The following is a 19802-nucleotide window of genomic DNA, read 5'->3' as shown; positions in this document are numbered from 1 at the left end:
TTCAGTTTCATGGCCTCCATCACACTCAAAAACGTCATCAAACGCTACGGCGTGGGCAAAGCCGCCAACCAGGTCATCCACGGCGTGAACGCTGAAGTTATGGATGGCGAGTTTGTCGTCATCGTCGGGCCGTCGGGCTGCGGCAAATCCACACTCTTGCGCATGGTGGCGGGTCTGGAAGAGATCAGCGGCGGCGATATTTCTATTGGTAACCGCGTGGTGAATAACCTGGAGCCGTCCGAGCGCGACATCGCCATGGTGTTTCAGAACTACGCGCTCTACCCGCACATGAGTGTGTTCGACAACATGGCCTACGGCCTGAAGATCGCCAAGGTGCCCAAGGACGAGATCAAGGCGCGTGTCGACAAGGCCGCCAAAATCCTCGAAATCGGCCCATTTCTGAACCGCAAGCCACGCGAGTTGTCGGGCGGGCAGCGCCAGCGTGTGGCCATGGGGCGCGCCATCGTGCGCCAGCCACAGGTTTTTTTGTTTGACGAGCCCTTGAGCAACCTGGACGCCAAGCTGCGCGCCCAAACCCGCCTGGAGATTCAGAAATTACACCGTGAACTGGGCATCACCAGCCTGTTTGTCACCCATGACCAGGTCGAGGCCATGACGCTGGCGCAACGCATGATGGTGATGAACGCCGGGGTGATGGAGCAATTTGGCACGCCCGAAGAGGTCTACAACCGCCCGGCCAGCACGTTTGTGGCGGGTTTCATGGGCTCGCCACCGATGAATTTGCTCAAAGACGCGCCCGATGCACCGCCGGGCACCATCGTCGGCGTGCGCCCCGAGCATCTGGACATCACCCCGCAAGGCTGGGGTTTGCGTGTCGAAGCGGTGGAAATGCTGGGTGCCGAGCGCCTGACCTATGGCCGCTGGTTGCATGGCAGCGCGGAAGAACTGGTGATCATCCGCACCGAAGAGGCCCACGCCGCCCCCCGCCTGGGCCAAACCCTGTTTGTGACGCCGCGGCCGGGCAAGATTCACCACTTTGACGCCAGCAGCGGCAAACGCAAGGAGATCCGGCTATGAAAAACACCCCGCATGACCTGTCATGGCCCTACCCACGCTGGATTGCGCACCGTGGGGCCGGCAAGCTCGCACCCGAGAACACCCTGGCAGCGTTTCGCCTGGGTGCTGCCCACGGCTACCGCATGTTTGAATGCGACGTGAAACTCAGCGCTGACGGCGTGCCCTTTTTGCTGCATGACGACACGCTGACCCGCACCACCAATGCCGAACAGGCGCTGGGCGCAGGCCTGAGCGCCGTGGGCGGTGAGCACCCCTGGGGGACGTTGTCGCTGCTGGATGCCGGCAGTTGGCATTCGCGTACCTTCGCTGGTGAGCCGGTGCCCACCTTTGAATCAGTAGCCCGCTACTGCCGGCACAACGGGTTTCACCTGAACATCGAGATCAAACCCACCCCCGGCACCGACTACCACACCGGGCAAGTGGTGGCGCAACATGCGGCACGGCTATGGCACGGCGCAAAGGTGCCACCGTTGCTGACCTCTTTTGAAGTGCCTGCGCTGGAAGGCGCGCTGCAGGCCCAGCCTGAACTGCCGCGCGGCCTGCTGCTGGAAAACCTGTGGGACGGCTGGCTCGAAACGGCGCTGCGCCTGGGTTGCGTGGCCGTTGTCTGCGACTACAGCCTGTGGGACGGGGTGACGGTGGCGCAGGCCAAAGCAGCCGGGCTGCGCACGCTGAGCTACACCGTCAACGACGCCATCAGCGCCCAGCGACTGCTGGACCTGGACACCGACGGCCTCATCACCGACCGGGTGGATGTGTTCTCACCGGCGTGACACATACCACTGGCTGCTGGCCACACCGAGCACCAGGGCGAGGTAAGTGAGCATTTTCCCGTCGCGCCCAAACACCGCCAGCCCCAAGACAAGGACAAGGCTTCCAACGACGATATTCAGAACGATCTGCCGCCTCCAAGCCGGGGCTGAGGCCTTACGCCTCAAAACCAATCTGGCCAGCACCGGCAAGCACACGGCCAGCCAGATCGCGGGGGCCAGGAAGTTGATGGCGTGATGGATGGTGGCGAAAAAGCCCATTAACGAACACAATTCGTCAAGAAAAGTTGACACTGTTTAAAACGCATGCAGATGATTTTATAATTCCACGATGGCAGTCTGGGCTTTAGGCATCAATCACACGACCGCACCGCTCGATCTGCGCGGTCGGTTTGCGTTCGCGATCGATCAGGTCGCGCCCACCTTGCATGCCCTGCGCGGCGCTTTATCGCGCCAGCCCGAGGCGGCGCTGATCTCCACCTGCAACCGCACCGAGATTTATTGCGCGTGCGAACAACCCCAACTGCAGCACACCCTGGACTGGCTGGCCCACAGTGGCGGCGTCTCCCCCGAGGTGCTGCGCGCCCACTCTTACGCCCTGACCGATGGCATGGCGGCGCGTCATGCGTTCCGGGTTGCCAGCGGGCTCGACTCGATGGTGCTGGGCGAACCGCAGATTCTGGGCCAGATCAAGGACGCCGTGCGTGCGGCCGAGGCAGCGGGTTCGCTGGGCACCACACTCAGTCAACTGTTTCAGCGCTCGTTTGCGGTGGCCAAAGAGGTGCGCACTTCCACCGAGATTGGCGCGCACTCCATCAGCATGGCCGCCGCCGCGGTGCGCCTGGCCGGTCAGCTGTTTGAAAACCTGAACGAAGTCAAGGTGTTGTTTGTCGGCGCGGGTGAAATGATTGACCTGTGCGCCACCCACTTTGCGGCCAAGAACCCCAAGAGCATCGTCATCGCCAACCGGACGCTGGCGCGTGGGGAGGAGCTGGCCCGTAAATTTGGTGCCGAGGTGATGTGCCTGTCCGACATGCCGGACCGCTTGCACGAATTTGACGCGGTGGTGAGCTGCACCGCCAGCACCTTGCCGCTGATCGGCTTGGGCTCGGTCGAACGCGCCCTCAAGAAACGCCGCCGGCGACCCATGTTCATGGTCGATCTGGCCGTGCCGCGCGACATCGAGATCGAAGTCAAAGAGCTCGAGGACGTTTACCTGTACACCGTGGATGATCTGGCCGGTGTGGTGCAAACCGCCCAGGCCAGCCGGCAGGCTGCGGTGGCACAGGCTGAAGCCATTGTGGATGCCGGGGTACAGAACTTTTTGCACTGGGTGGCACAACGCAGCACGGTCCCGCTGATCCAGGCGCTCAATGCCCAAACCGATGAGTGGCGCAACATTGAAATCGCCCGGGCGCGCAAGCTGCTGCTCAAGGGCGAGGACATCGACACCGTGCTGGAGGCCCTGTCCAAAGGCATCACGCAAAAAATGCTGCACGGCGCCATGGCGGAATTGCGCGCCGGTGACCCGGCGGCGCGTGACCGCGCCAGCGCCGCGGTGCACCACTTTTTCCTGCGCAAAGAGCGTTAGCTGCCCTGACCACAGCAGCCCGAATGTCGCCAAACCTTGCGCGACACCCGGGCTGCAGAGATGATGCAGCCTTGGCGGCTCTGATCCGCCACCCCCAACCCAAGCGCATGGATGCCGTACCCAGGTCGGCTTGGCAGACGCCCCATGCGGACCCTGGACCGAACCCATGAAACCGTTTCTGCGCCAACAACTTGCCCGCTACGCCGACCGCCTGGGCGAACTTGAATTTCTGCTGTCACGCCAGGACATCATGAGCGACATGGCCCAGTTTTTGGTGCTCTCGCGTGAACACACCGATGTGGCCGCCGTGGCCAGCCGCTGGCTGCGTTACCAGCAGCGCGAGGCCGACCTGGCCGGCGCGCAGGAGATGCTCAAAGACGCTGCCGACGATGCTGAGATGCTGGCTATGGCGCAGGAAGAAGTCGATGCGGCCAACGCCGAATTGCTCCAGCTGGAAGCCGAGTTGCAACGCATGTTGCTGCCCAAGGACCCCGACGACGCGCGCCCGGCGTTTGTGGAAATCCGCGCTGGCACGGGAGGCGACGAGTCCGCCCTGTTTGCCGCTGACCTGGCACGGATGTACCTGCGTTATTGCGACCGCAAAGGCTGGAAACACGAGGTGATGAGTGAGTCCGCCAGCGAACTCGGCGGCTACAAAGAACTGGTGTTGCGCATCGAAGGCGACAATGTCTACGGCGCCCTCAAGTTCGAGTCCGGCGGCCACCGCGTGCAACGGGTGCCGGTGACCGAAACCCAGGGCCGCATCCACACCAGCGCCGCCACCGTGGCGGTGATGGCCGAACCCGACGAAGCCGAAGCGATCAAAATCAACCCGAGCGACCTGCGCATCGACACCTACCGCGCCAGTGGTGCCGGTGGCCAGCACATCAACAAGACCGACTCGGCGGTGCGCATCACCCACCTGCCCACCGGCATCGTCGCCGAATGCCAGGACGGTCGCAGCCAGCACAGCAACAAGGCCCAAGCGCTGAAGGTGCTGACGGCGCGTATCCAGGAAAAAGACCGTAGCGAGCGCGCTGCCAAAGAATCTGCCGAGCGTAAAAGCCTGGTCGGCAGCGGCGACCGCAGCGACCGCATCCGCACCTACAACTTTCCCCAAGGCCGCCTGACCGACCACCGCATCAACCTCACGCTGTACAAACTGCTGAGCATCATGGAAGGCGACCTGGACGATGTGGTGCACGCCCTGCAAGCGCATGAAGCCGCCCAGCAGCTGGCGGCGCTGGAACTCAACACCTGACGTGACCATGCATGACCCGTCTCCTCCAGGTATGCTCCCGGACCGCGGCTGGCGGGTTGTGGCCCGCCATGAGAGACCTGTTTCATGTTGTCGCGCAGCGTTTGAGCCATGACATTTCAAAGCGCAAGAATGGCACCAACACCTGACACCCTCACGCTCGCCCAAACGCTGGCCCAGCTGCAGCAGCTTGGCCTGGACCGGCTGGACGCCCAGTTGCTGCTGCTGCATGCGCTGAGCCAGCCCGACACCCAGCGCGGCTGGCTGCTGGCGCACGACACCGACCGGTTGCCCGCAGCCTGTGTTGAACCCCTGCAAACCCTGACCCGGCGCCGTCTGGCAGGCGAGCCGCTGGCTTACCTGACCGGCCGCAAGGCGTTTTACGGCCTGAACCTGCACGTCAACCCCGATGTGCTGGTACCCCGCCCCGACACCGAAACACTGGTGGACTGGGCGCTGGAGGTGTTGTCCCGCCCTGAGCCGAGTCAACAGGATGCAGACACCCGCATGACGGCCAGCCCCGGCCTGCCCGTGTCAGCCAGCCGGCCCCCCCGGCTGAATGTGTTGGACCTGGGCACTGGCAGTGGCGCGATTGCGCTGGCACTCAAAGCCACGCACCCGGCGCTGGCGGTGTGGGCAACCGACCTGAGTGCGGCCGCACTCGCCACGGCACAGGGCAATGCGCAGCGGCTAGGTCTCGCCGTGCACTTTGCGCAGGGGGCCTGGCTGGCCGCGCTGCCAAGCGGTACGCCGCGCTTTGACTGCATCGTCGCCAACCCGCCCTACATTGCCGAGGGTGATGCCCACTTGCCCGCCTTACGCCATGAGCCAACCCAGGCGCTGACCAGCGGCGCCGACGGCCTGGACGATCTGCGCCAGATCATCACCCAGGCGCCCGCGCACCTGCTTGCGGGCGGCTGGCTGCTGTTGGAGCATGGGTTTGACCAGGCGACGGCGGTGCGCCAGCTGTTGGTTGACCATGGTTTTGTCGCCGTGCAATCTCATCGCGATTTGGCGGGCATCGAGCGCTGCACCGGTGGCCAGCAACCCGCCACACCTTCACTTGAAAACAAAACCTACACATGACATCCACCACCACGCTTGAAGAGCGCCTGACCAACCTGGAAATCAAGGCCTGCTTTTCCGAAGACCTGCTGGACCGGCTGGACCAGATCATCATCCGCCAGCAAGACCAGATCGACCGCCTCACGCAAGAGTTGCAATGGCTGCGCCAGCAAGCGCCTGCAGAAGGTGCCACCGCACCACGCAGCTTGCGCGACGAACTGCCACCCCATTACTGACACCCGAGTCACTCCAGCAGCGGCAACCCCTTCAGCGTCAGGGTTATCTGGCCACCGCACGCGTTTGAAAATGAAATAATCGTGCCCACTCTCTTTTCAGGACACCCCATGAGCGACACCCAACAACGCATCGACGATCTGGTCAAACACAACGACATTCTGCTGTTCATGAAAGGCACTGCCAGCTTTCCACAATGCGGTTTTTCGGGCCGGGCGATCCAGGTTCTCAAGGCCTGCGGTGTCGACCCCAAGGCCATCACCACCGTCAATGTGCTGGAAGACGCCGAGATTCGCAACGGCATCAAGGACTACAGCAACTGGCCGACCATTCCGCAACTCTACGTCAAAGGTGAATTCATCGGCGGCTCCGACATCATGATGGAGATGTACGAGAGCGGTGAATTGCAGAGCATGCTCGGCACCCAGGCCTGAGTCAAAGCGGCCTTCAGGCTTCCCAGAGGCGCCGCGCTCCCAAAACCGCGTTGGGGTAAGGCGCCTTGCCCCGCGAGCCGTTGTAGCGGCCCAGCGCCAAAAAAAGGTTGCCGTTTTCGCGCTCCAGATAGTGGCGCAAAATCGCGCAGCCAAAACGCAGGTTGGTCTGCATGTGAAACAGCTTGGAGGCGTCGCCGTCACCCAGCACGCGGGTCCAGAACGGCATCACCTGCATGTAACCGCGCGCGCCCGCGCTGCTGACGGCAAATTTGCGGAAGTTGCTTTCCACCTGGATCAAGCCGAGCACCAGCGACACGTCCAGCCCGGCGCGTTTGCTTTCGTACCAGACGCTTTGCAAAAACTCCTTGCGGGTGTCGAAGTCGGCCTTCTTCCGCTTTAACCGTTCGCTCATCGCGCCCAGCCAGCGCAAATACGTCAGGCGAGACTCGGTATCGGGGAACTCGGGGACGGGTGGCGCCTGGTTGGCAATGGCCGAGCTCAGCGCCGTGCGCACGGAGTCAATCAGTGGCTCTTCGGCCTGGCGGCCAGCCCAGGCACTGTCCTGAAAAGAGAGCGAACCCAGCCCGGCTGAGGTTGGCAAGGCACTCAAAACAATCTTGAAAACCTGCCGCCTGCCAGGCAGCTTCAAGTGATCTGTGGTCATGCCCCGAACTCTACCAACGCCCGCCCCCAACGCGCAAGATCCAGCAAGGTATCCAATCAGGTCTTGAGTTTGGCAAGCAAAAGCGATGCGATACCGGTCAGTGGCACGGCGGTAGCCGCCGCGTCACGGCGGTGCTGGTACTCCACGTTGCCTTCCTTGAGCGCACGGTCACCGATGTTGACGCGGTGCGGCACACCAATGAGTTCCCAGTCGGCAAACATGGCGCCCGGGCGTTCACCCCGGTCATCGAGCAGCACGTCCACACCCGCTGCCAACAACTCGGCGTACAGCGACTCGGAGGCGGCCTTGACCTCAGGTGAACGGTCAGCGTTGATCGGGCAGATCACCACCGTGAACGGCGCCAGGGCGTCGGGCCAGATGATGCCGCGCTCGTCATGGTTTTGCTCAATGGCGGCCGCCGGCAGGCGCGTGATGCCGATGCCGTAACAGCCCATTTCCATCAACTGCGGCTTGCCGTTCTGGTCCAGGAAAGTGGCTTTCATCGCCTGGCTGTATTTGGTGCCGAGGTAGAACACATGGCCGACCTCGATGCCTCGCTCAATCGCCAGCGGGCCTTGCCCGTCGGGTGAAGAGTCACCCGCCACCACATTGCGCAGGTCAGCCACCATGTCCGGTTCGGGCAGGTCACGCCCCCAGTTCACACCGGTGATGTGGAAGTCGGGCTCGTTGGCGCCACAAATCCAGTCGGCCATCACCGCCACCTCGCGGTCCACCACCAGTTTCACCGGTTGCAGCAGACTCAAAGGCCCCAGATAACCGGGCTTGCAGCCAAAGTGCGCTTCAATCTCAGGCACGGTGGCAAAACGGAAGGCCGACAGGCCCGGCAATTTACCGACCTTGACCTCGTTCATGTCGTGGTCACCCCGCAGCAGCAGCAGCCAGACCTGGGTCTTGAGCACTTCACCCTTGTCATTGAGGGTGTCGGTGGCCAGCACCAGCGATTTGACGGTGGTCTGCAACGGCACACCCAGCAATTCGGCCACATCGGCGCAGGTGCTTTTGCCCGGCGTGGGGGTTTTGGTCAAAGCCTGTGTGGCGGCAGCACGCGGGCCAGCAGGCGCCAGCGACTCGGCTTTCTCCATGTTGGCGGCGTAGTCGCTGTTGGGGCAATACACGATGGCGTCTTCACCGGTGGCGGCAATCACCTGGAATTCTTCGCTCAAGTCGCCGCCAATGGCGCCACTGTCAGCGGCCACCGCGCGGTAGGTCAGACCAAAACGGTCAAAAATGCGCCGGTACGCCTGCGCCATGACCTGGTAACTGGCCTTGGCGGACACTTGGTCACGGTCAAAGCTGTAGGCGTCTTTCATGATGAACTCGCGCCCACGCATCAGGCCAAAGCGCGGACGGCGTTCATCGCGGAACTTGGTCTGGATCTGGTAAAAGTTTTTGGGTAGCTGTTTGTAGCTGCGGATTTCCTGGCGCGCGATGTCGGTGATGACTTCCTCGCTGGTCGGCTGCACCACAAAGTCGTTGCCATGGCGGTCGGCAATCCGCAGCAGCTCCGGCCCCATCTTCTCGAAACGACCGGTTTCCTGCCAGAGCTCGGCTGGCTGCACCACCGGCATCGACAGCTCCACCGCACCGGCGCGGTTCATTTCCTCACGCACGATCGCTTCCACCTTGTGCACCACACGCAGGCCGATCGGCATCAGGGTGTAGATACCGGCACCGAGCTTTTTGATCATGCCGGCGCGCATCATTAGCTTGTGGCTGACCACTTCGGCGTCGGCAGGCGCTTCTTTGAGGGTGGAAATAAAGAATTGGGAGGCTTTCATGGGGACGATTCGCGATATGTCAGGGTAGCCACTCTTGATGCCAGGCAAACGCTGTGCATAATGGCCACAATTTTAAAATTTGGGGTTTGATTATGCTTGACCGAGACGGCTTTAGGCCGAACGTCGGCATCGTCCTGCTCAACCAGAAAAATCAGGTGTTTTGGGGCAAGCGTATCCGTACGCACTCCTGGCAATTTCCGCAAGGTGGTATTGATCGGGGGGAAACCCCTGAGCAAGCCATGATCCGGGAATTGCACGAAGAAGTCGGGCTGCAGCGCGAACATGTTCGCATTGTGGCCCGCACCCGTGACTGGTTGCGCTATGAGGTGCCGGACCGTTTTATCCGCCGCGATTCACGCGGCTTCTACAAGGGCCAAAAACAGATCTGGTTTCTGCTGCAATTGGTGGGCCATGACTGGGACTTGAACCTGCGCGCCACCGACCATCCGGAGTTTGACGCTTGGCGCTGGAACGACTACTGGGTGCCGCTGGATGCGGTGGTTGAGTTCAAACGCGAGGTGTATGTGACCGCGCTGACCGAACTGGCCCGCTACCTGCCGCGCCACGAACACCGCAACCGCTTCTTGCGCCAGGGCGTTCGCCCGTCCAGCGCCGAATCGGGCGGCGATGAGACGTCCCATGAAGCACTCGACTTGCCGCCCGGTACCAGTTGGGAACCTGATCCACACACCGGAAATGAGCATGTTTGACAAATCCTTGGTGCGTTGGTTCGCACCGACGCTGCTGGGGTTGCTGACCCTGACGCTGGCCACCGGTCTTCAAGCCCAGTTGGCACCTGAAGACCCGGACTGGAAAGAGTCTGAAGCCCCCACACCGCCCGCGTTCAACACCGAGAAGCTGCTGCCGCTGGCGATGCCGCCCTATGTGTCGCTGAAATTTGGCATCGATCCGGCCACGCTGACCATCGCGCCCGATGGCATCGTGCGTTATGTGGTGGTGGCGCGCAATGCCACAGGGTCGGTCACGGCCATATATGAAGGCATTCGCTGCTCAACTGGCGAGGTCAAAACCTATGCGCGCGCTGGCAATACCGGTGTGTGGTCGGTGGTGGCCGAGCCGCAATGGCGCGGTTTGACCGACAACCTGCCCTCCAAACACGCCTGGGTGTTCGCACGCCAGGCGGCCTGTGACGGGCGGGCGGCTGCGGCCAGCAACACGGCCGATATCGTCAGAGCGCTGCAGAAATAGCTACTACCGGCTGAGCACCATGTTGTCGCGATGCACCATCTCGGGCTCGGCAGAATATCCCAGCAGTTTCTCGAATTGACTGGACGGCTTGCGGCAGATCAGCCGCGCCTCGGCGCTGGCGTAATTGGTCAGCCCACGCGCCACTTCCACGCCGTCGAGTGAACGGATGGCAATCACGTCCCCGCGCGAAAAATCGCCATCCACGCCGGTCATGCCGATGGGCAGCAGGCTGGACCCATCGCAGCGCAGCTTCTGGACCGCGCCAGCGTCCACCGTCACCGAGCCTTTCATCTGCAGATGGTCGGCAATCCATTGCTTGCGCGCCTGGGTTTTTTGGGTCGGCGCAATCAACAGGGTGCCAATCGACTCGCCCTGGCACAGGCGTAACAAGGCGTCCGGCTCGCGGCCCCAGGCGATCACGGTGGAGGCACCCGAGCCAGCCGCCCGTTTGGCCGCCAAAATTTTGGTGATCATGCCCCCGCGCCCCAGGCTGGAGCCCGCACCACCGGCCATGACCTCCAGCGCGACGTCGCCCGCTTGCGCCACATGGACAAATTGCGCGGCCGGGTCTTTGCGCGGGTCAGCGGTGTAGAGCCCCTTTTGATCGGTGAGGATCACCAGCGCGTCGGCTTCCACCAGATTGGCCACCAGCGCACCCAAAGTGTCGTTGTCACCAAACTTGATTTCGTCGTTGACCACCGTGTCGTTTTCGTTGATGACCGGCAAGACGCCGAGTTTGAGCAAGGTCAGCAGGGTGGAACGCGCGTTCAGGTACCGCTCACGGTCAGCCAAGTCCGCATGCGTCAACAGCACCTGGGCGCTACCCAGGTTGTTTTCACGCAGCTTGGTCTCATACATCTGCGCCAAGCCCATTTGCCCGACTGCGGCTGCGGCTTGTAATTCGTGCACCTCATGCGGGCGGGTGGTCCAGCCCAGACGTTTCATGCCCTCGGCAATGGCACCGCTGGACACCATGATGACTTCGCGCCCCTCACGCACCAGCAGCGACATCTGGCGGCACCATTCACCAATGGCGGCTTCGTCCAGACCGCGGCCTTCGTTGGTGACCAGGCTGGAGCCCACCTTGACCACCACACGCCGGGCGTCGCGCAGGATGGCGGCATCAAATTTGTCTAGCATTTTCAGATTCCAGCCTTGATGAGGCAACGGCGAGTTGCTATTCTTTCAAAAGCATTTAAACAGGATCAGCGCCTGCGGCAAAACGCGGGTCAATCACTTCAGGCGCGGACTCCAACTTTTGCTGGGCGCTGATGTGCTTGTAAACGGCCTTGATCAAGGGCTCGCAGCCTTCACGGGTCAAGGCCGAGATTTCAAACACCGGCCCCTTGAATTTGAAGCGCTTGACAAAGTCTTTCACCAGCGCGGCGCGCTCGTCCGCGGGCACCATGTCGAGCTTGTTGAGCACCAGCCAACGCGGCTTGTCGTACAGTTTTTTGTCGTATTTTTTGAGTTCGTTGACAATGGCTTTGGCTTGCGCCACGGTGTCGATGGCATCGTCAAACGGTGCCATGTCGACCACATGCAGCAACAAACGGGTGCGCTGCAGATGGCGCAAGAACAGATGACCCAGGCCCGCACCTTCCGAGGCACCTTCAATCAAACCCGGCAAGTCGGCCACCACAAAACTTTGTTCCGGCCCAACACGCACCACGCCCAGATTCGGGTGCAAGGTGGTGAACGGGTAGTCCGCGATACGCGGGCGGGCGTTGGAGATGGCGGTGATCAAGGTGGATTTGCCCGCGTTGGGCATGCCCAGCAAGCCGACATCGGCCAGCACTTTTAGCTCGAGCTTGAGGTTGCGCTTTTCGCCCGGCCAGCCCGGTGTTTTTTGTCGCGGTGCGCGATTGATGGCGCTTTTGTAACGCAGGTTGCCAAAACCACCGTCGCCACCCTTGGCGATGGTGATCACCTCACCCGGCTTGAGCAACTCGAACAACACCTCGCCGGTTTCGGCGTCAGAGATGATGGTGCCCACCGGCATCTTCAGGGTGATGTCGTCCCCGGCCGCGCCGAACATGTCGGAGCCCATGCCGTGCTGGCCGCGCTGCGCGTCATACCGGCGCGAAAACCGGAAATCGACCAGCGTGTTCAGACTTTCATCCGCCACCGCGAAGACATGGCCGCCACGACCACCGTCGCCGCCATTGGGGCCGCCAAATTCTTTGTATTTTTCGTGCCGAAAAGAGACGCAGCCTGCGCCGCCGTCTCCCGCAGAGACATCAATGTAGGCTTCGTCAACGAATTTCATGGTTTCAATCGGTTGGGGACAGAGCTGACCCGCTCCGTCGGGTTGCGGCCCATGCCGCCAATGCGCATTTTAGTTGGCGGCAAATCACCTGATCTACGCTGTGGGCAGCGTCAGGCTGGTCTGGCCATGCTTCAGAAATAAAAAACCCCGCGCCGAGCGCAGGGTCTTGTGAGGAAGGAAGGCAACCGACCAGTTAAGCGGCTGCAGTCACGCTCACGGTGCGGCGGTTCAGTGCGCCTTTGGTTTCAAAAACCACGTGGCCTTCAACTTTGGAAAACAAGGTGTGGTCTTTGCCGATACCGACATTCACGCCAGGGTGGAATTGTGTGCCACGTTGACGAACAATGATCGCGCCAGCGCTGATCAGTTGGCCACCGTACATCTTCACACCGAGCATCTTGGGCTTGGAATCGCGCCCGTTGCGCGTCGAGCCGCCGCCTTTTTTATGTGCCATGACTCAACTCCTTATGCAGAAATGGCGCCAATCAGCAGTTCGGTGAACTGTTGACGATGCCCTTGACGTTTTTGATAGTGCTTGCGACGGCGCATCTTGAAGATGGTGACCTTGTCGTGTTTACCATGTGCCAACACTGTGACACTGACCGTTGCGCCGGACACCAAGGGTGTGCCAACCTTCAACTCTGCGCCGCTACCGACTGCCAGAACCTGGTCAAACACGATCTCTTGGCCAACGTCCGCAGCAATCTGTTCTACTTTAATTTTTTCGCCAGCAGCAACTCTGTATTGCTTGCCACCGGTTTTTATGACCGCGTACATAGGAACCTCTTTGTATAGATCTTCACGAACGGATTTTCGCGAAGCCCGGCATTATGTCACAGACGGGCGTTTTTGGCTTTTGACGTTTTCACACAACGTGGCAAACTGATCACAGACTCCTTGACACAACGCGCCAGGATGGTGCGGGCAGCTTTCTATAATCTGCGCACATTACCGAGCCTACTGTCTTGCAAGTCACCCAAACTCCCTCCTCATCTTTGTTATCAGTCATCGCGCCTGACATGCGTGAGGTCGACCTGGTCATCAAGCAGCGCCTGGATTCGGGTGTGCCCTTGGTGGGACAAGTGTCCCGCTACATCATTTCAGCCGGTGGCAAACGACTGCGCCCTGCGCTGCTGCTACTGATGAGCGGCGCCTTGGGTTTCAAGGGGCCCGCGCAGTACAGCCTGGCCACCGTGGTTGAGTTCATTCACACCGCCACGCTGCTGCACGATGATGTGGTGGACGAATCCTCTCTGCGCCGCGGCAATGCCACCGCCAATGTCACCTTCGGCAACCCCGCCAGCGTGCTGGTCGGTGATTTTTTGTATTCGCGCGCCTTCCAGATGATGGTGGACGTGGGCAGCATGCGCATCATGAGTGTGCTGTCGGAGGCCACCAACGTGATCTCCGAGGGCGAAGTGCTGCAGTTGATGAACATGCACAACGCCGAGCTGGACGAAGAAGGTTACCTGCAGGTCATTCGCTCCAAGACAGCCAAACTGTTTGAAGCCAGCGCCCGCGTCGGTGCGATCCTGGCTGATGCATCACCTGAGATCGAGGCGGCCTGCGCGCACTACGGGCAGGCGCTGGGCACGGCATTCCAGGTGATTGACGATGTGCTGGACTACACCGGCGACGCCGCCGTGATGGGTAAGAACCTGGGTGACGATCTGCGCGAAGGCAAGGCCACGCTGCCACTCATTGCCGCCATGCAGCGCGGCAGCGCGCAACAGCGCGAGCTGGTCAAGGTGGCCATCGAGAACGGCGACGTCACCGCCATCGAAGCCGTGGTGGAGATCGTGCGGGCAACCGGTGCGCTCGATGTGGCCCGCAAAGCCGCCAGCGACGAGGCAGCGCGAGCGATTGCCGCCGCCGGGCTACTGCCTGATGGACCACACAAAACGTGTTTGATACAATTAGCGGCTCAACTTTTGGATCGGCAGTCTTAGCGGTCCAAACACCAGATATTTCGGAATGTAGCGCAGCCTGGTAGCGCACTTCGTTCGGGACGAAGGGGTCGGAGGTTCGAATCCTCTCATTCCGACCATTTCAATTAACGGGTTAGCGCAAATTTTGTCGCTAACCCGTTTTGCTTTGGAAACTTGCAATGAACAGTCAACGGACGCGCGCCATGACCTTCCTGCGCAATCTGGGTTGCAGATGGGCGCTACCGTTCATTGCTACGGGTGCTCTATGCACGTGGACCACCACCGCACTTGCTCAGAGTTTGGCCGCATTCCAAGCAGATTCCCCCGGCAGCCTGAACCCGGCTTGGCGTGTCAGTGGCCTGCCGGATAACAAGTTTCCGCTGACCACATTTGAGCTGACCACCGCACCGGGCGAGCCCGCGCTGCGCCTGCGCACGGATCGCTCTTACGGCGTGTTGACCCACGCCTGGCGCGGCAAAGCGCCTGCCGAACTGGCCTGGCGCTGGCAACTGGCCCAAGGCCTGCCGCTGGCCGACATCAGCACCAAAGCCGGTGACGATGCCGCGCTCAAAGTCTGCGTGATGTTTGACCAGCCGCTGGCCGACATCCCGTTTTTGCAACGCGCCGCCCTGTCGCTGGCGCGCTCCGCCACCGGGCAAGACCTGCCCAGCGCCACCCTGTGTTACCTGTGGGACACGCGTTACCCGGCGGGCAAAAGCGGGGCCAATCCTTACAGCGCGCGGGTGCGCTACATCGTGCTCAACGGCTCGGAAACGGCCACCGGACAGTGGGTCAACCAGCGTCGGCATCTGGCGGATGACTTCGCCAGCCTGTTTGGCGCCGAGAGCGCGGTGTTGCCGCCCGTGCTGGCAGTGGCGATAGGTGCCGACAGCGACAACACCGGTGGTGCCAGTACGGCATATCTGGCCCGCTTGCGCTGGTTAGACTGAGCGCATGACGAAAGCGCTTTCATGACACATCTGGTGATGCTGGGCGCAGGCCATGCCCACGTGCACATGCTGTCCACCCTGGCCGCGCAGCCATTGGCTGGGGTGCAGATCACGCTGGTGGCACCCTTCCCACGTCAACTTTATTCGGGCATGGTGCCGGGTTTTGTGGCCGGCCACTACGCGCTGGAAGACTGCGTGATCAACCTCGCGCCGCTGCTGGCCAACAGCGACGTGTTGTGGCTGCAGCGCAGCGCCACCGGCCTGGACGCCAGCACGCGCACCGTGACCCTGGACGACGGCAGCACGCTGCGCTACGACGTGGTGTCGGTCAACACCGGCGCGGTGCAAGACCGACAGAAGATTGAGCAGATGATGCCCGGTGCGCGCCAGCATGCGCTGTTTGTGCGGCCCATCGAAGCCTTTGGCGCGCTCTGGCCGCAGGTGGTGGAACTGGCCGCCAGCCGGGCCCTGCGGGTGGCAGTGATGGGCGGCGGGGCGGCGGGCATTGAGCTGGCCTGCGCGGTGGCGCACCGGCTGGCTGGCGCGTCGGTCACGCTGGTGGCGGGTGACGCACCGGTGGGTGCCAATTACCCGGCCAACGTGCAGGCGCGCATCCAACGGGCGCTGAGAAAGCGCGGCATCACCGTGATTCAGGAGCGCGCCACCGGCATCAATGCGACAGCCGTGTCGCTGGGCAACGGCGGCCAGCTCGCTTGTGACGTGCCGCTGATGGCCATTGGCGCGCAGTCCCCCGGCTGGTTGCAAGGCAGCGGCCTGGCACTGGATGACGCGGGTTTTGTGGCTGTTGATGCCTTCCAGCGCAGCACCAGCCACCCGGAGGTGTTTTCGGCGGGTGACGTTTCCAGCCGCATGGACCGCCCGGTGGCGCGCAGCGGCGTGTATGCGGTGCGCGCCGGGGTGCCGCTGGCGGCCAACCTGCGCGCCGTGCTGGCCGGGGTGGCACCCAAACCTTACACCCCGCAGGCCAAAACCCTGAACCTGCTGGCCTGCGGCGAGCCATACGCCATTGCCAGCTGGGGCGGCTGGTCGGCCGAAGGTCGCTGGGTGTGGTGGCTCAAGGACCGCATTGACCGCGGCTTCATCCAGAAATACAGCGGCCCGGTACCGACTTGAGGGTTGCGACGGCATCGCACGGTGGGCAGGGGCGCCGCCAGCGCCTGTTGCCACCGCTGACTCGCCTCAAAATCCGACGCGGCGCGGGGCCGACCATCTGCACTTTGTATACGTCAAATTGACCTACAGCCCTTTATATATAAGGGCTATAAGCCATATAAAATATAGTGATGAGGTTAGCAAACAGGCGCCACTAAGGGCATCACCAGAGTACCCAGTCGGCTTTAGCGCAGCACCAGTTTGGCGCCGTCAGTAGCGGGCGTGATCTCGCCCACCACACACGCCGCGTCAAACCCCTGCTGTTGGAACACCGCCAGCACCGCGTCCACCGCATCAGGCGCGCAGGTCACCAGCAGGCCGCCGCTGGTTTGCGGGTCCGACAGCAGCGCCTGATCCACCGCGGCAAAGTCGGCTCTCAATTGCACCTCGGCGCCATACGCTGCCCAGTTGCGCCCGGAGGCCCCGGTGATGTTGCCCGCCTGGGCCAGCTCGCGCACGCCAGTCAGCAAGGGCACGTTCGCCCAGTCCAGCGTCACGGTGACCCCCGCGCCGCGCGCAATCTCCAGCGCATGCCCCGCCAGGGCAAAGCCGGTCACGTCGGTCATGGCATGCACGCCTGGCAGCGCAGCCAGCGCCGGGCCCGGGGTGTTGAGCTGGGTCGTCACGGCCATCATCTGTGCGTAGCCGGATGCGTCCAGGTTGTTCTTTTTGAGCGCGGCCGACAAGATGCCCACGCCAATCGGCTTGCCCAGAACGAGCTTGTCGCCCACCTGCGCGCTGGCGTTTTTCTTGACCCGGCTGGGGTGCACCAAACCCAGCGCCACCAGGCCGTAAATCGGCTCGACCGAATCAATGGTGTGGCCACCCGCAATCGGGATGCCCGCCGCGCGGCAGACGCTGGCGCCGCCTTCCAAAATCTTGCCGATGGTCTCGATGGACAACACGGCAATCGGCATACCCACCAGCGCCAGCGCCATGATCGGGGTACCACCCATGGCGTACACATCGCTGATGGCGTTGGTGGCGGCAATGCGGCCAAAGTCAAACGGGTCGTCGACGATGGGCATGAAAAAGTCGGTGGTGGCGATCAGCGCCTGGTTTTCGTTGAGCTGGTACACCGCCGCGTCATCAGCGGTTTCGATGCCCACCAGCAGCTCCTTGGGGATCGGCATGGCGCCGGTGCCTTGGAGGATGCTGGACAACACGCCCGGCGCGATCTTGCAGCCGCAGCCGCCACCGTGCGACAGGCTGGTCAGGCGCGGCTCGGTCGCCCGGGGGCTGCGGGCGTCGGGTGTGGGCGAGACCACAGCGTTGTCTTGATGGGGAGTTGCCATAAATATCCTGATCTAAAAAGGGAAAACCTCATTATCGAGCCGCCCTTGCCGATAAAAACCAGCATGCCGCATCGTGGCTTGACCCGCCTGACAGCAACACCCATACTCCCGACCACATCTAGAACGAGGACACAAATGACCGACCCCACTCCCCAGCCTGGCGCTGCAACGGCGGCACCGGTTGCGCCGCTCTTGCCGCCCGCCACGTATCTGAAGGCCGCCTTGCCGCACATTGGCGCCTGGACCCAGTACTTTTTGCACGCCGAAATCCCGGTGCTGGCCGCGACGGCCGCCGCGCTGGAAGACCTGCGCGCGCGGGAAGACGATGTGGACGCCAACATGCTCACCTCGGTGATTCAGGCAGACCCGCTGATGACATTGAAAGTCCTGTCTTTTGCCGCCGGCCTGCGTAAACCCAGCCACGCCACCCAGACGGAGTCGATCACCACGTCGCTGGTCTTGATGGGTATCTCGCCTTTTTTCAGGCACTTCGGGCCGCAGCGCACCGTGGAAGACTGGCTGGCCGACCAAGCGCAAGCGCGCGACGGGCTGCAACAGCTGCTACGACGAGCAGAGCGCGCTGGCCAGTTTGCACTGGCGTTCGCGGTGCACAGGGGCGATACCGATGCAACCATCATCCACCAGGCGGCGTTTCTGAATGATTTTGCCGAGATGCTGGTGTGGTTACATGCGCCCACGCTGGCCGTCAAGATCCGCGAAGCCCAATTGGCCGACAGCACCTTGCGCTCCAGCGTCATCCAGAAAGACATCCTGGGCGCCGAGGTGGCCGACTTGCGCCAGGCACTGATGAAGATGTGGCACCTGCCGGAGTTGCTGATCAACATCAGCGACAACCGCCACGCCGAGCGCAGCAACGTCAAATGTGTGGTGCTGGCGGTGCGCCTGGCGCGCCACACCGCGGTCGACTGGGAGAACGCCGCCATCCCCGACGATGTGGAAGAAATCGCCCAGCTGCTGAACAACTCACCGCGCGCCACGCTGGGCTTTCTGCACAAGATTGACCACCCGATTCTGGAAGCGGCCTCGCTGGCCGGCTCACCACCGCGCGACTGACTGGCGGGCGCCAACGCCGGGCGCGCGCAATGGATGCCGGATCAAGTCCGGCATCACAGACAGGGTCCATGCATCCCCGCCGTCGAGGCCCGGGGCAAGCGCCTCAAGTCCTGGATGACCACCAGCTGGTTGCAGCGAGACGGCGCGGCCAGGGCGGGATTTCAAACTGCGGCAGATCCTGCGTCATGAAACTGATGGCGATCAGCACCGTGGGCACCTGGTAGACCAGCGTCCACAAGCCCGGAATCGTGTCCTGCCCCAGCCGCGGCATGGCCAGCACCGTCACCAGCATCGACAGCGGCGTCAGCACCGGGATGGCCCGACGCAGCACCACCCGCCGGCGGGCCGCCAAGTGTCGGTCATGAAAGTCAGCCGGGGGTGCGGCCAGCGTTTGCGCCAGGTGCCGCGCGGCCAGTTCCAGGGCCACTTCGGCGCGGCGGGTGCGTTTGTCGGATGTGCCCCGCAGGCGAAATTTGCCCGTCCAGCCGTTCAGACCAGGGCTCACAGGTGACCAGGGCCAGCCCAGCACCGCCAGCAGGTCTTGCGGAATGTCGAGCGCCTGGCCTGGTGTCGCGACCAGTTCCACGTTGGCTGACACGTTGCGCACAGCAGGCACCGTCAGCGTCAGGGCCGCCCCATCCACCTGCACCACGCCACTGGTCAACACCGGCGCCAACGCGTCTGAGCGCAGGGCGTAGTGGCGGGTGATGGCAAAACCTTCACCACTTAAAAAGTGCAGCGCAGCGGGCACCGCGTCGATCTGGCGCAGCAAAACACCGGGCTCGGCGCCCGTGGCTTGCAATCGCGCCGTCAACCCGCTGGGCAGGACCAGGGTGCGGGTCAGGCAGTAGCGGCGAGCTGCCACTTGTTCCAGCTCCAGCCGTTCACGCAAGCCGGATAACTCGGGCACGTCGGCAGCGCGGTCGGTCGGCTTGAACACCACACGCCGCTGCACGCGGTCCGTGGCGGCCAAGTCCACATGACGGCCACAGCGGGTAAACGGCGCCACCAGCGCCAGGATGTCGTGATGGGTCAGCGGGGGTGCCGTCAT

The 19802-nt window shown here is 62.5% G+C and carries 22 protein-coding genes and 1 tRNA gene; 14 read left to right on the top strand and 9 right to left on the bottom strand.

Annotated elements, in window-relative coordinates; translation table 11 throughout:
• Positions 1-9: 9 nt before the first annotated feature.
• Together ugpC and ugpQ are read left to right on the top strand one after the other, a co-directional pair.
• Positions 10-1038: a sn-glycerol-3-phosphate ABC transporter ATP-binding protein UgpC gene (gene ugpC / locus LHU53_RS03160; protein ID WP_227330622.1), complete on the top strand. Its 1029-nt coding sequence runs from the start codon at positions 10-12 to the stop codon at positions 1036-1038.
• Complete coding sequence (gene ugpQ, locus LHU53_RS03155) at positions 1035-1811, top strand: glycerophosphodiester phosphodiesterase (RefSeq protein WP_227330621.1); 777 nt, start codon at positions 1035-1037, stop codon at positions 1809-1811. Before ugpC ends, ugpQ begins: the two co-directional genes overlap by 4 nt.
• Here the strand turns inward: ugpQ and LHU53_RS03150 are convergent.
• On the bottom strand, positions 1800-2102 hold the full coding sequence (locus LHU53_RS03150; RefSeq protein ID WP_227330620.1) for a hypothetical protein: 303 nt from the start codon (positions 2100-2102) through the stop codon (positions 1800-1802). The two genes, ugpQ and LHU53_RS03150, sit on opposite strands and share 12 nt — an antisense overlap.
• 37 nt (positions 2103-2139) lie before the next feature.
• On the opposite strand from LHU53_RS03150, the gene hemA reads away from it, so the two are divergent.
• The 5 genes from hemA to grxD all read left to right on the top strand — a co-directional run bounded on the left by hemA (position 2140) and on the right by grxD (position 6390).
• Positions 2140-3399: a glutamyl-tRNA reductase gene (gene hemA / locus LHU53_RS03145; protein WP_227330619.1), complete on the top strand. Its 1260-nt coding sequence runs from the start codon at positions 2140-2142 to the stop codon at positions 3397-3399.
• Positions 3400-3565: 166 nt separating this feature from the next.
• On the top strand, positions 3566-4660 hold the full coding sequence (gene prfA, locus LHU53_RS03140; protein ID WP_227330618.1) for a peptide chain release factor 1: 1095 nt from the start codon (positions 3566-3568) through the stop codon (positions 4658-4660).
• A gap of 129 nt (positions 4661-4789) precedes the next feature.
• The gene (gene prmC, locus LHU53_RS03135) at positions 4790-5743 is read left to right on the top strand and encodes a peptide chain release factor N(5)-glutamine methyltransferase (protein WP_227330617.1); all 954 of its coding nucleotides are present in this window, start codon (positions 4790-4792) and stop codon (positions 5741-5743) included.
• Complete coding sequence (locus LHU53_RS03130; protein WP_227330616.1) at positions 5740-5958, top strand: SlyX family protein; 219 nt, start codon at positions 5740-5742, stop codon at positions 5956-5958. Before prmC ends, LHU53_RS03130 begins: the two co-directional genes overlap by 4 nt.
• A 108-nt stretch (positions 5959-6066) precedes the next feature.
• Complete coding sequence (gene grxD, locus LHU53_RS03125) at positions 6067-6390, top strand: Grx4 family monothiol glutaredoxin (protein WP_227330615.1); 324 nt, start codon at positions 6067-6069, stop codon at positions 6388-6390.
• Positions 6391-6403: 13 nt separating this feature from the next.
• On the opposite strand, the gene LHU53_RS03120 is transcribed toward grxD, so the two are convergent.
• Positions 6404-7054: a lytic transglycosylase domain-containing protein gene (locus LHU53_RS03120; protein ID WP_370632206.1), complete on the bottom strand. Its 651-nt coding sequence runs from the start codon at positions 7052-7054 to the stop codon at positions 6404-6406.
• Positions 7055-7110: 56 nt separating this feature from the next.
• Entirely contained in the window at positions 7111-8853 is a 1743-nt protein-coding gene (locus tag LHU53_RS03115; RefSeq protein WP_227330614.1) for a proline--tRNA ligase, read from the bottom strand.
• Positions 8854-8945: 92 nt separating this feature from the next.
• Here LHU53_RS03115 and LHU53_RS03110 point away from each other — a divergent pair, with 92 nt between their 5' ends.
• Both LHU53_RS03110 and LHU53_RS03105 read left to right on the top strand, forming a co-directional pair.
• Entirely contained in the window at positions 8946-9563 is a 618-nt protein-coding gene (locus tag LHU53_RS03110) for an RNA pyrophosphohydrolase (RefSeq protein ID WP_227330648.1), read from the top strand.
• A complete protein-coding gene (locus LHU53_RS03105; RefSeq protein WP_227330613.1) occupies positions 9556-10062 on the top strand; it encodes a CNP1-like family protein in 507 nt (168 codons plus the stop codon). The genes LHU53_RS03110 and LHU53_RS03105 overlap by 8 nt, the downstream gene beginning before the upstream one ends.
• A 3-nt stretch (positions 10063-10065) precedes the next feature.
• On the opposite strand, the gene proB is transcribed toward LHU53_RS03105, so the two are convergent.
• The 4 genes from proB to rplU all read right to left on the bottom strand — a co-directional run bounded on the left by proB (position 10066) and on the right by rplU (position 13108).
• On the bottom strand, positions 10066-11202 hold the full coding sequence (gene proB / locus LHU53_RS03100) for a glutamate 5-kinase (protein WP_227330612.1): 1137 nt from the start codon (positions 11200-11202) through the stop codon (positions 10066-10068).
• Positions 11203-11257: 55 nt separating this feature from the next.
• A complete protein-coding gene (gene cgtA, locus LHU53_RS03095; protein WP_227330611.1) occupies positions 11258-12331 on the bottom strand; it encodes an Obg family GTPase CgtA in 1074 nt (357 codons plus the stop codon).
• 193 nt (positions 12332-12524) lie between these two features.
• Positions 12525-12785: a 50S ribosomal protein L27 gene (rpmA, locus tag LHU53_RS03090; protein WP_227330610.1), complete on the bottom strand. Its 261-nt coding sequence runs from the start codon at positions 12783-12785 to the stop codon at positions 12525-12527.
• 11 nt (positions 12786-12796) lie between these two features.
• Positions 12797-13108, bottom strand: a complete 312-nt coding sequence (gene rplU / locus LHU53_RS03085; RefSeq protein WP_078364123.1) for a 50S ribosomal protein L21 — start codon at positions 13106-13108, stop codon at positions 12797-12799.
• Between the two features lie 242 nt (positions 13109-13350).
• Between rplU and LHU53_RS03080 the strand changes: the two genes are divergently transcribed.
• From LHU53_RS03080 to LHU53_RS03065, 4 genes are all read left to right on the top strand, one after another.
• Positions 13351-14280, top strand: coding sequence for a polyprenyl synthetase family protein (locus LHU53_RS03080; protein ID WP_227330609.1), 930 nt, complete (start codon positions 13351-13353; stop codon positions 14278-14280).
• A 21-nt stretch (positions 14281-14301) separates the two neighbouring features.
• Positions 14302-14378: transfer RNA gene (locus tag LHU53_RS03075), tRNA-Pro, on the top strand.
• Between the two features lie 180 nt (positions 14379-14558).
• Positions 14559-15209: a DUF3047 domain-containing protein gene (locus LHU53_RS03070; RefSeq protein ID WP_227330608.1), complete on the top strand. Its 651-nt coding sequence runs from the start codon at positions 14559-14561 to the stop codon at positions 15207-15209.
• A 21-nt stretch (positions 15210-15230) separates the two neighbouring features.
• Positions 15231-16343, top strand: coding sequence for an FAD-dependent oxidoreductase (locus LHU53_RS03065; RefSeq protein WP_227330607.1), 1113 nt, complete (start codon positions 15231-15233; stop codon positions 16341-16343).
• Positions 16344-16567: 224 nt separating this feature from the next.
• Here LHU53_RS03065 and selD read toward each other — a convergent pair whose 3' ends face one another.
• Positions 16568-17677 (bottom strand): selenide, water dikinase SelD, encoded by a 1110-nt coding sequence (gene selD, locus LHU53_RS03060; protein ID WP_227330606.1) that lies wholly within the window; start codon positions 17675-17677, stop codon positions 16568-16570.
• Between the two features lie 135 nt (positions 17678-17812).
• Here selD and LHU53_RS03055 point away from each other — a divergent pair, with 135 nt between their 5' ends.
• Entirely contained in the window at positions 17813-18751 is a 939-nt protein-coding gene (locus tag LHU53_RS03055) for an HDOD domain-containing protein (protein WP_227330605.1), read from the top strand.
• 103 nt (positions 18752-18854) lie between these two features.
• Here the strand turns inward: LHU53_RS03055 and LHU53_RS03050 are convergent, their stop codons facing one another.
• Positions 18855-19802, bottom strand: a complete 948-nt coding sequence (locus LHU53_RS03050; protein WP_227330604.1) for a hypothetical protein — start codon at positions 19800-19802, stop codon at positions 18855-18857.

The sequence above is a fragment of the Rhodoferax sp. U2-2l genome (assembly GCF_020594515.1).
In the GTDB taxonomy this organism is placed as follows: domain Bacteria; phylum Pseudomonadota; class Gammaproteobacteria; order Burkholderiales; family Burkholderiaceae_C; genus Rhodoferax.
The sequence above is the reverse complement of the archived record's forward strand: the minus strand, read 5'-3'. Positions and strand labels throughout refer to the sequence as shown.

Coding starts and splice junctions, on each gene's coding strand:
- LHU53_RS03080 (WP_227330609.1), top strand. CDS start 13,351: ATGCGTGAGGTCGACCTGGTCATCAAGCAGCGCCTGGATTCGGGTGTG.
- LHU53_RS03130 (WP_227330616.1), top strand. CDS start 5,740: ATGACATCCACCACCACGCTTGAAGAGCGCCTGACCAACCTGGAAATC.
- hemA (WP_227330619.1), top strand. CDS start 2,140: ATGGCAGTCTGGGCTTTAGGCATCAATCACACGACCGCACCGCTCGAT.
- rpmA (WP_227330610.1), bottom strand. CDS start 12,785: ATGGCACATAAAAAAGGCGGCGGCTCGACGCGCAACGGGCGCGATTCC.
- LHU53_RS03105 (WP_227330613.1), top strand. CDS start 9,556: ATGTTTGACAAATCCTTGGTGCGTTGGTTCGCACCGACGCTGCTGGGG.
- selD (WP_227330606.1), bottom strand. CDS start 17,677: ATGGCAACTCCCCATCAAGACAACGCTGTGGTCTCGCCCACACCCGAC.
- ugpC (WP_227330622.1), top strand. CDS start 10: ATGGCCTCCATCACACTCAAAAACGTCATCAAACGCTACGGCGTGGGC.
- prfA (WP_227330618.1), top strand. CDS start 3,566: ATGAAACCGTTTCTGCGCCAACAACTTGCCCGCTACGCCGACCGCCTG.
- LHU53_RS03050 (WP_227330604.1), bottom strand. CDS start 19,802: ATGACGGCACCCCCGCTGACCCATCACGACATCCTGGCGCTGGTGGCG.
- cgtA (WP_227330611.1), bottom strand. CDS start 12,331: ATGAAATTCGTTGACGAAGCCTACATTGATGTCTCTGCGGGAGACGGC.
- ugpQ (WP_227330621.1), top strand. CDS start 1,035: ATGAAAAACACCCCGCATGACCTGTCATGGCCCTACCCACGCTGGATT.
- LHU53_RS03115 (WP_227330614.1), bottom strand. CDS start 8,853: ATGAAAGCCTCCCAATTCTTTATTTCCACCCTCAAAGAAGCGCCTGCC.
- prmC (WP_227330617.1), top strand. CDS start 4,790: ATGGCACCAACACCTGACACCCTCACGCTCGCCCAAACGCTGGCCCAG.
- grxD (WP_227330615.1), top strand. CDS start 6,067: ATGAGCGACACCCAACAACGCATCGACGATCTGGTCAAACACAACGAC.
- LHU53_RS03120 (WP_370632206.1), bottom strand. CDS start 7,054: ATGACCACAGATCACTTGAAGCTGCCTGGCAGGCGGCAGGTTTTCAAG.
- LHU53_RS03055 (WP_227330605.1), top strand. CDS start 17,813: ATGACCGACCCCACTCCCCAGCCTGGCGCTGCAACGGCGGCACCGGTT.
- LHU53_RS03065 (WP_227330607.1), top strand. CDS start 15,231: ATGACACATCTGGTGATGCTGGGCGCAGGCCATGCCCACGTGCACATG.
- LHU53_RS03110 (WP_227330648.1), top strand. CDS start 8,946: ATGCTTGACCGAGACGGCTTTAGGCCGAACGTCGGCATCGTCCTGCTC.
- proB (WP_227330612.1), bottom strand. CDS start 11,202: ATGCTAGACAAATTTGATGCCGCCATCCTGCGCGACGCCCGGCGTGTG.
- rplU (WP_078364123.1), bottom strand. CDS start 13,108: ATGTACGCGGTCATAAAAACCGGTGGCAAGCAATACAGAGTTGCTGCT.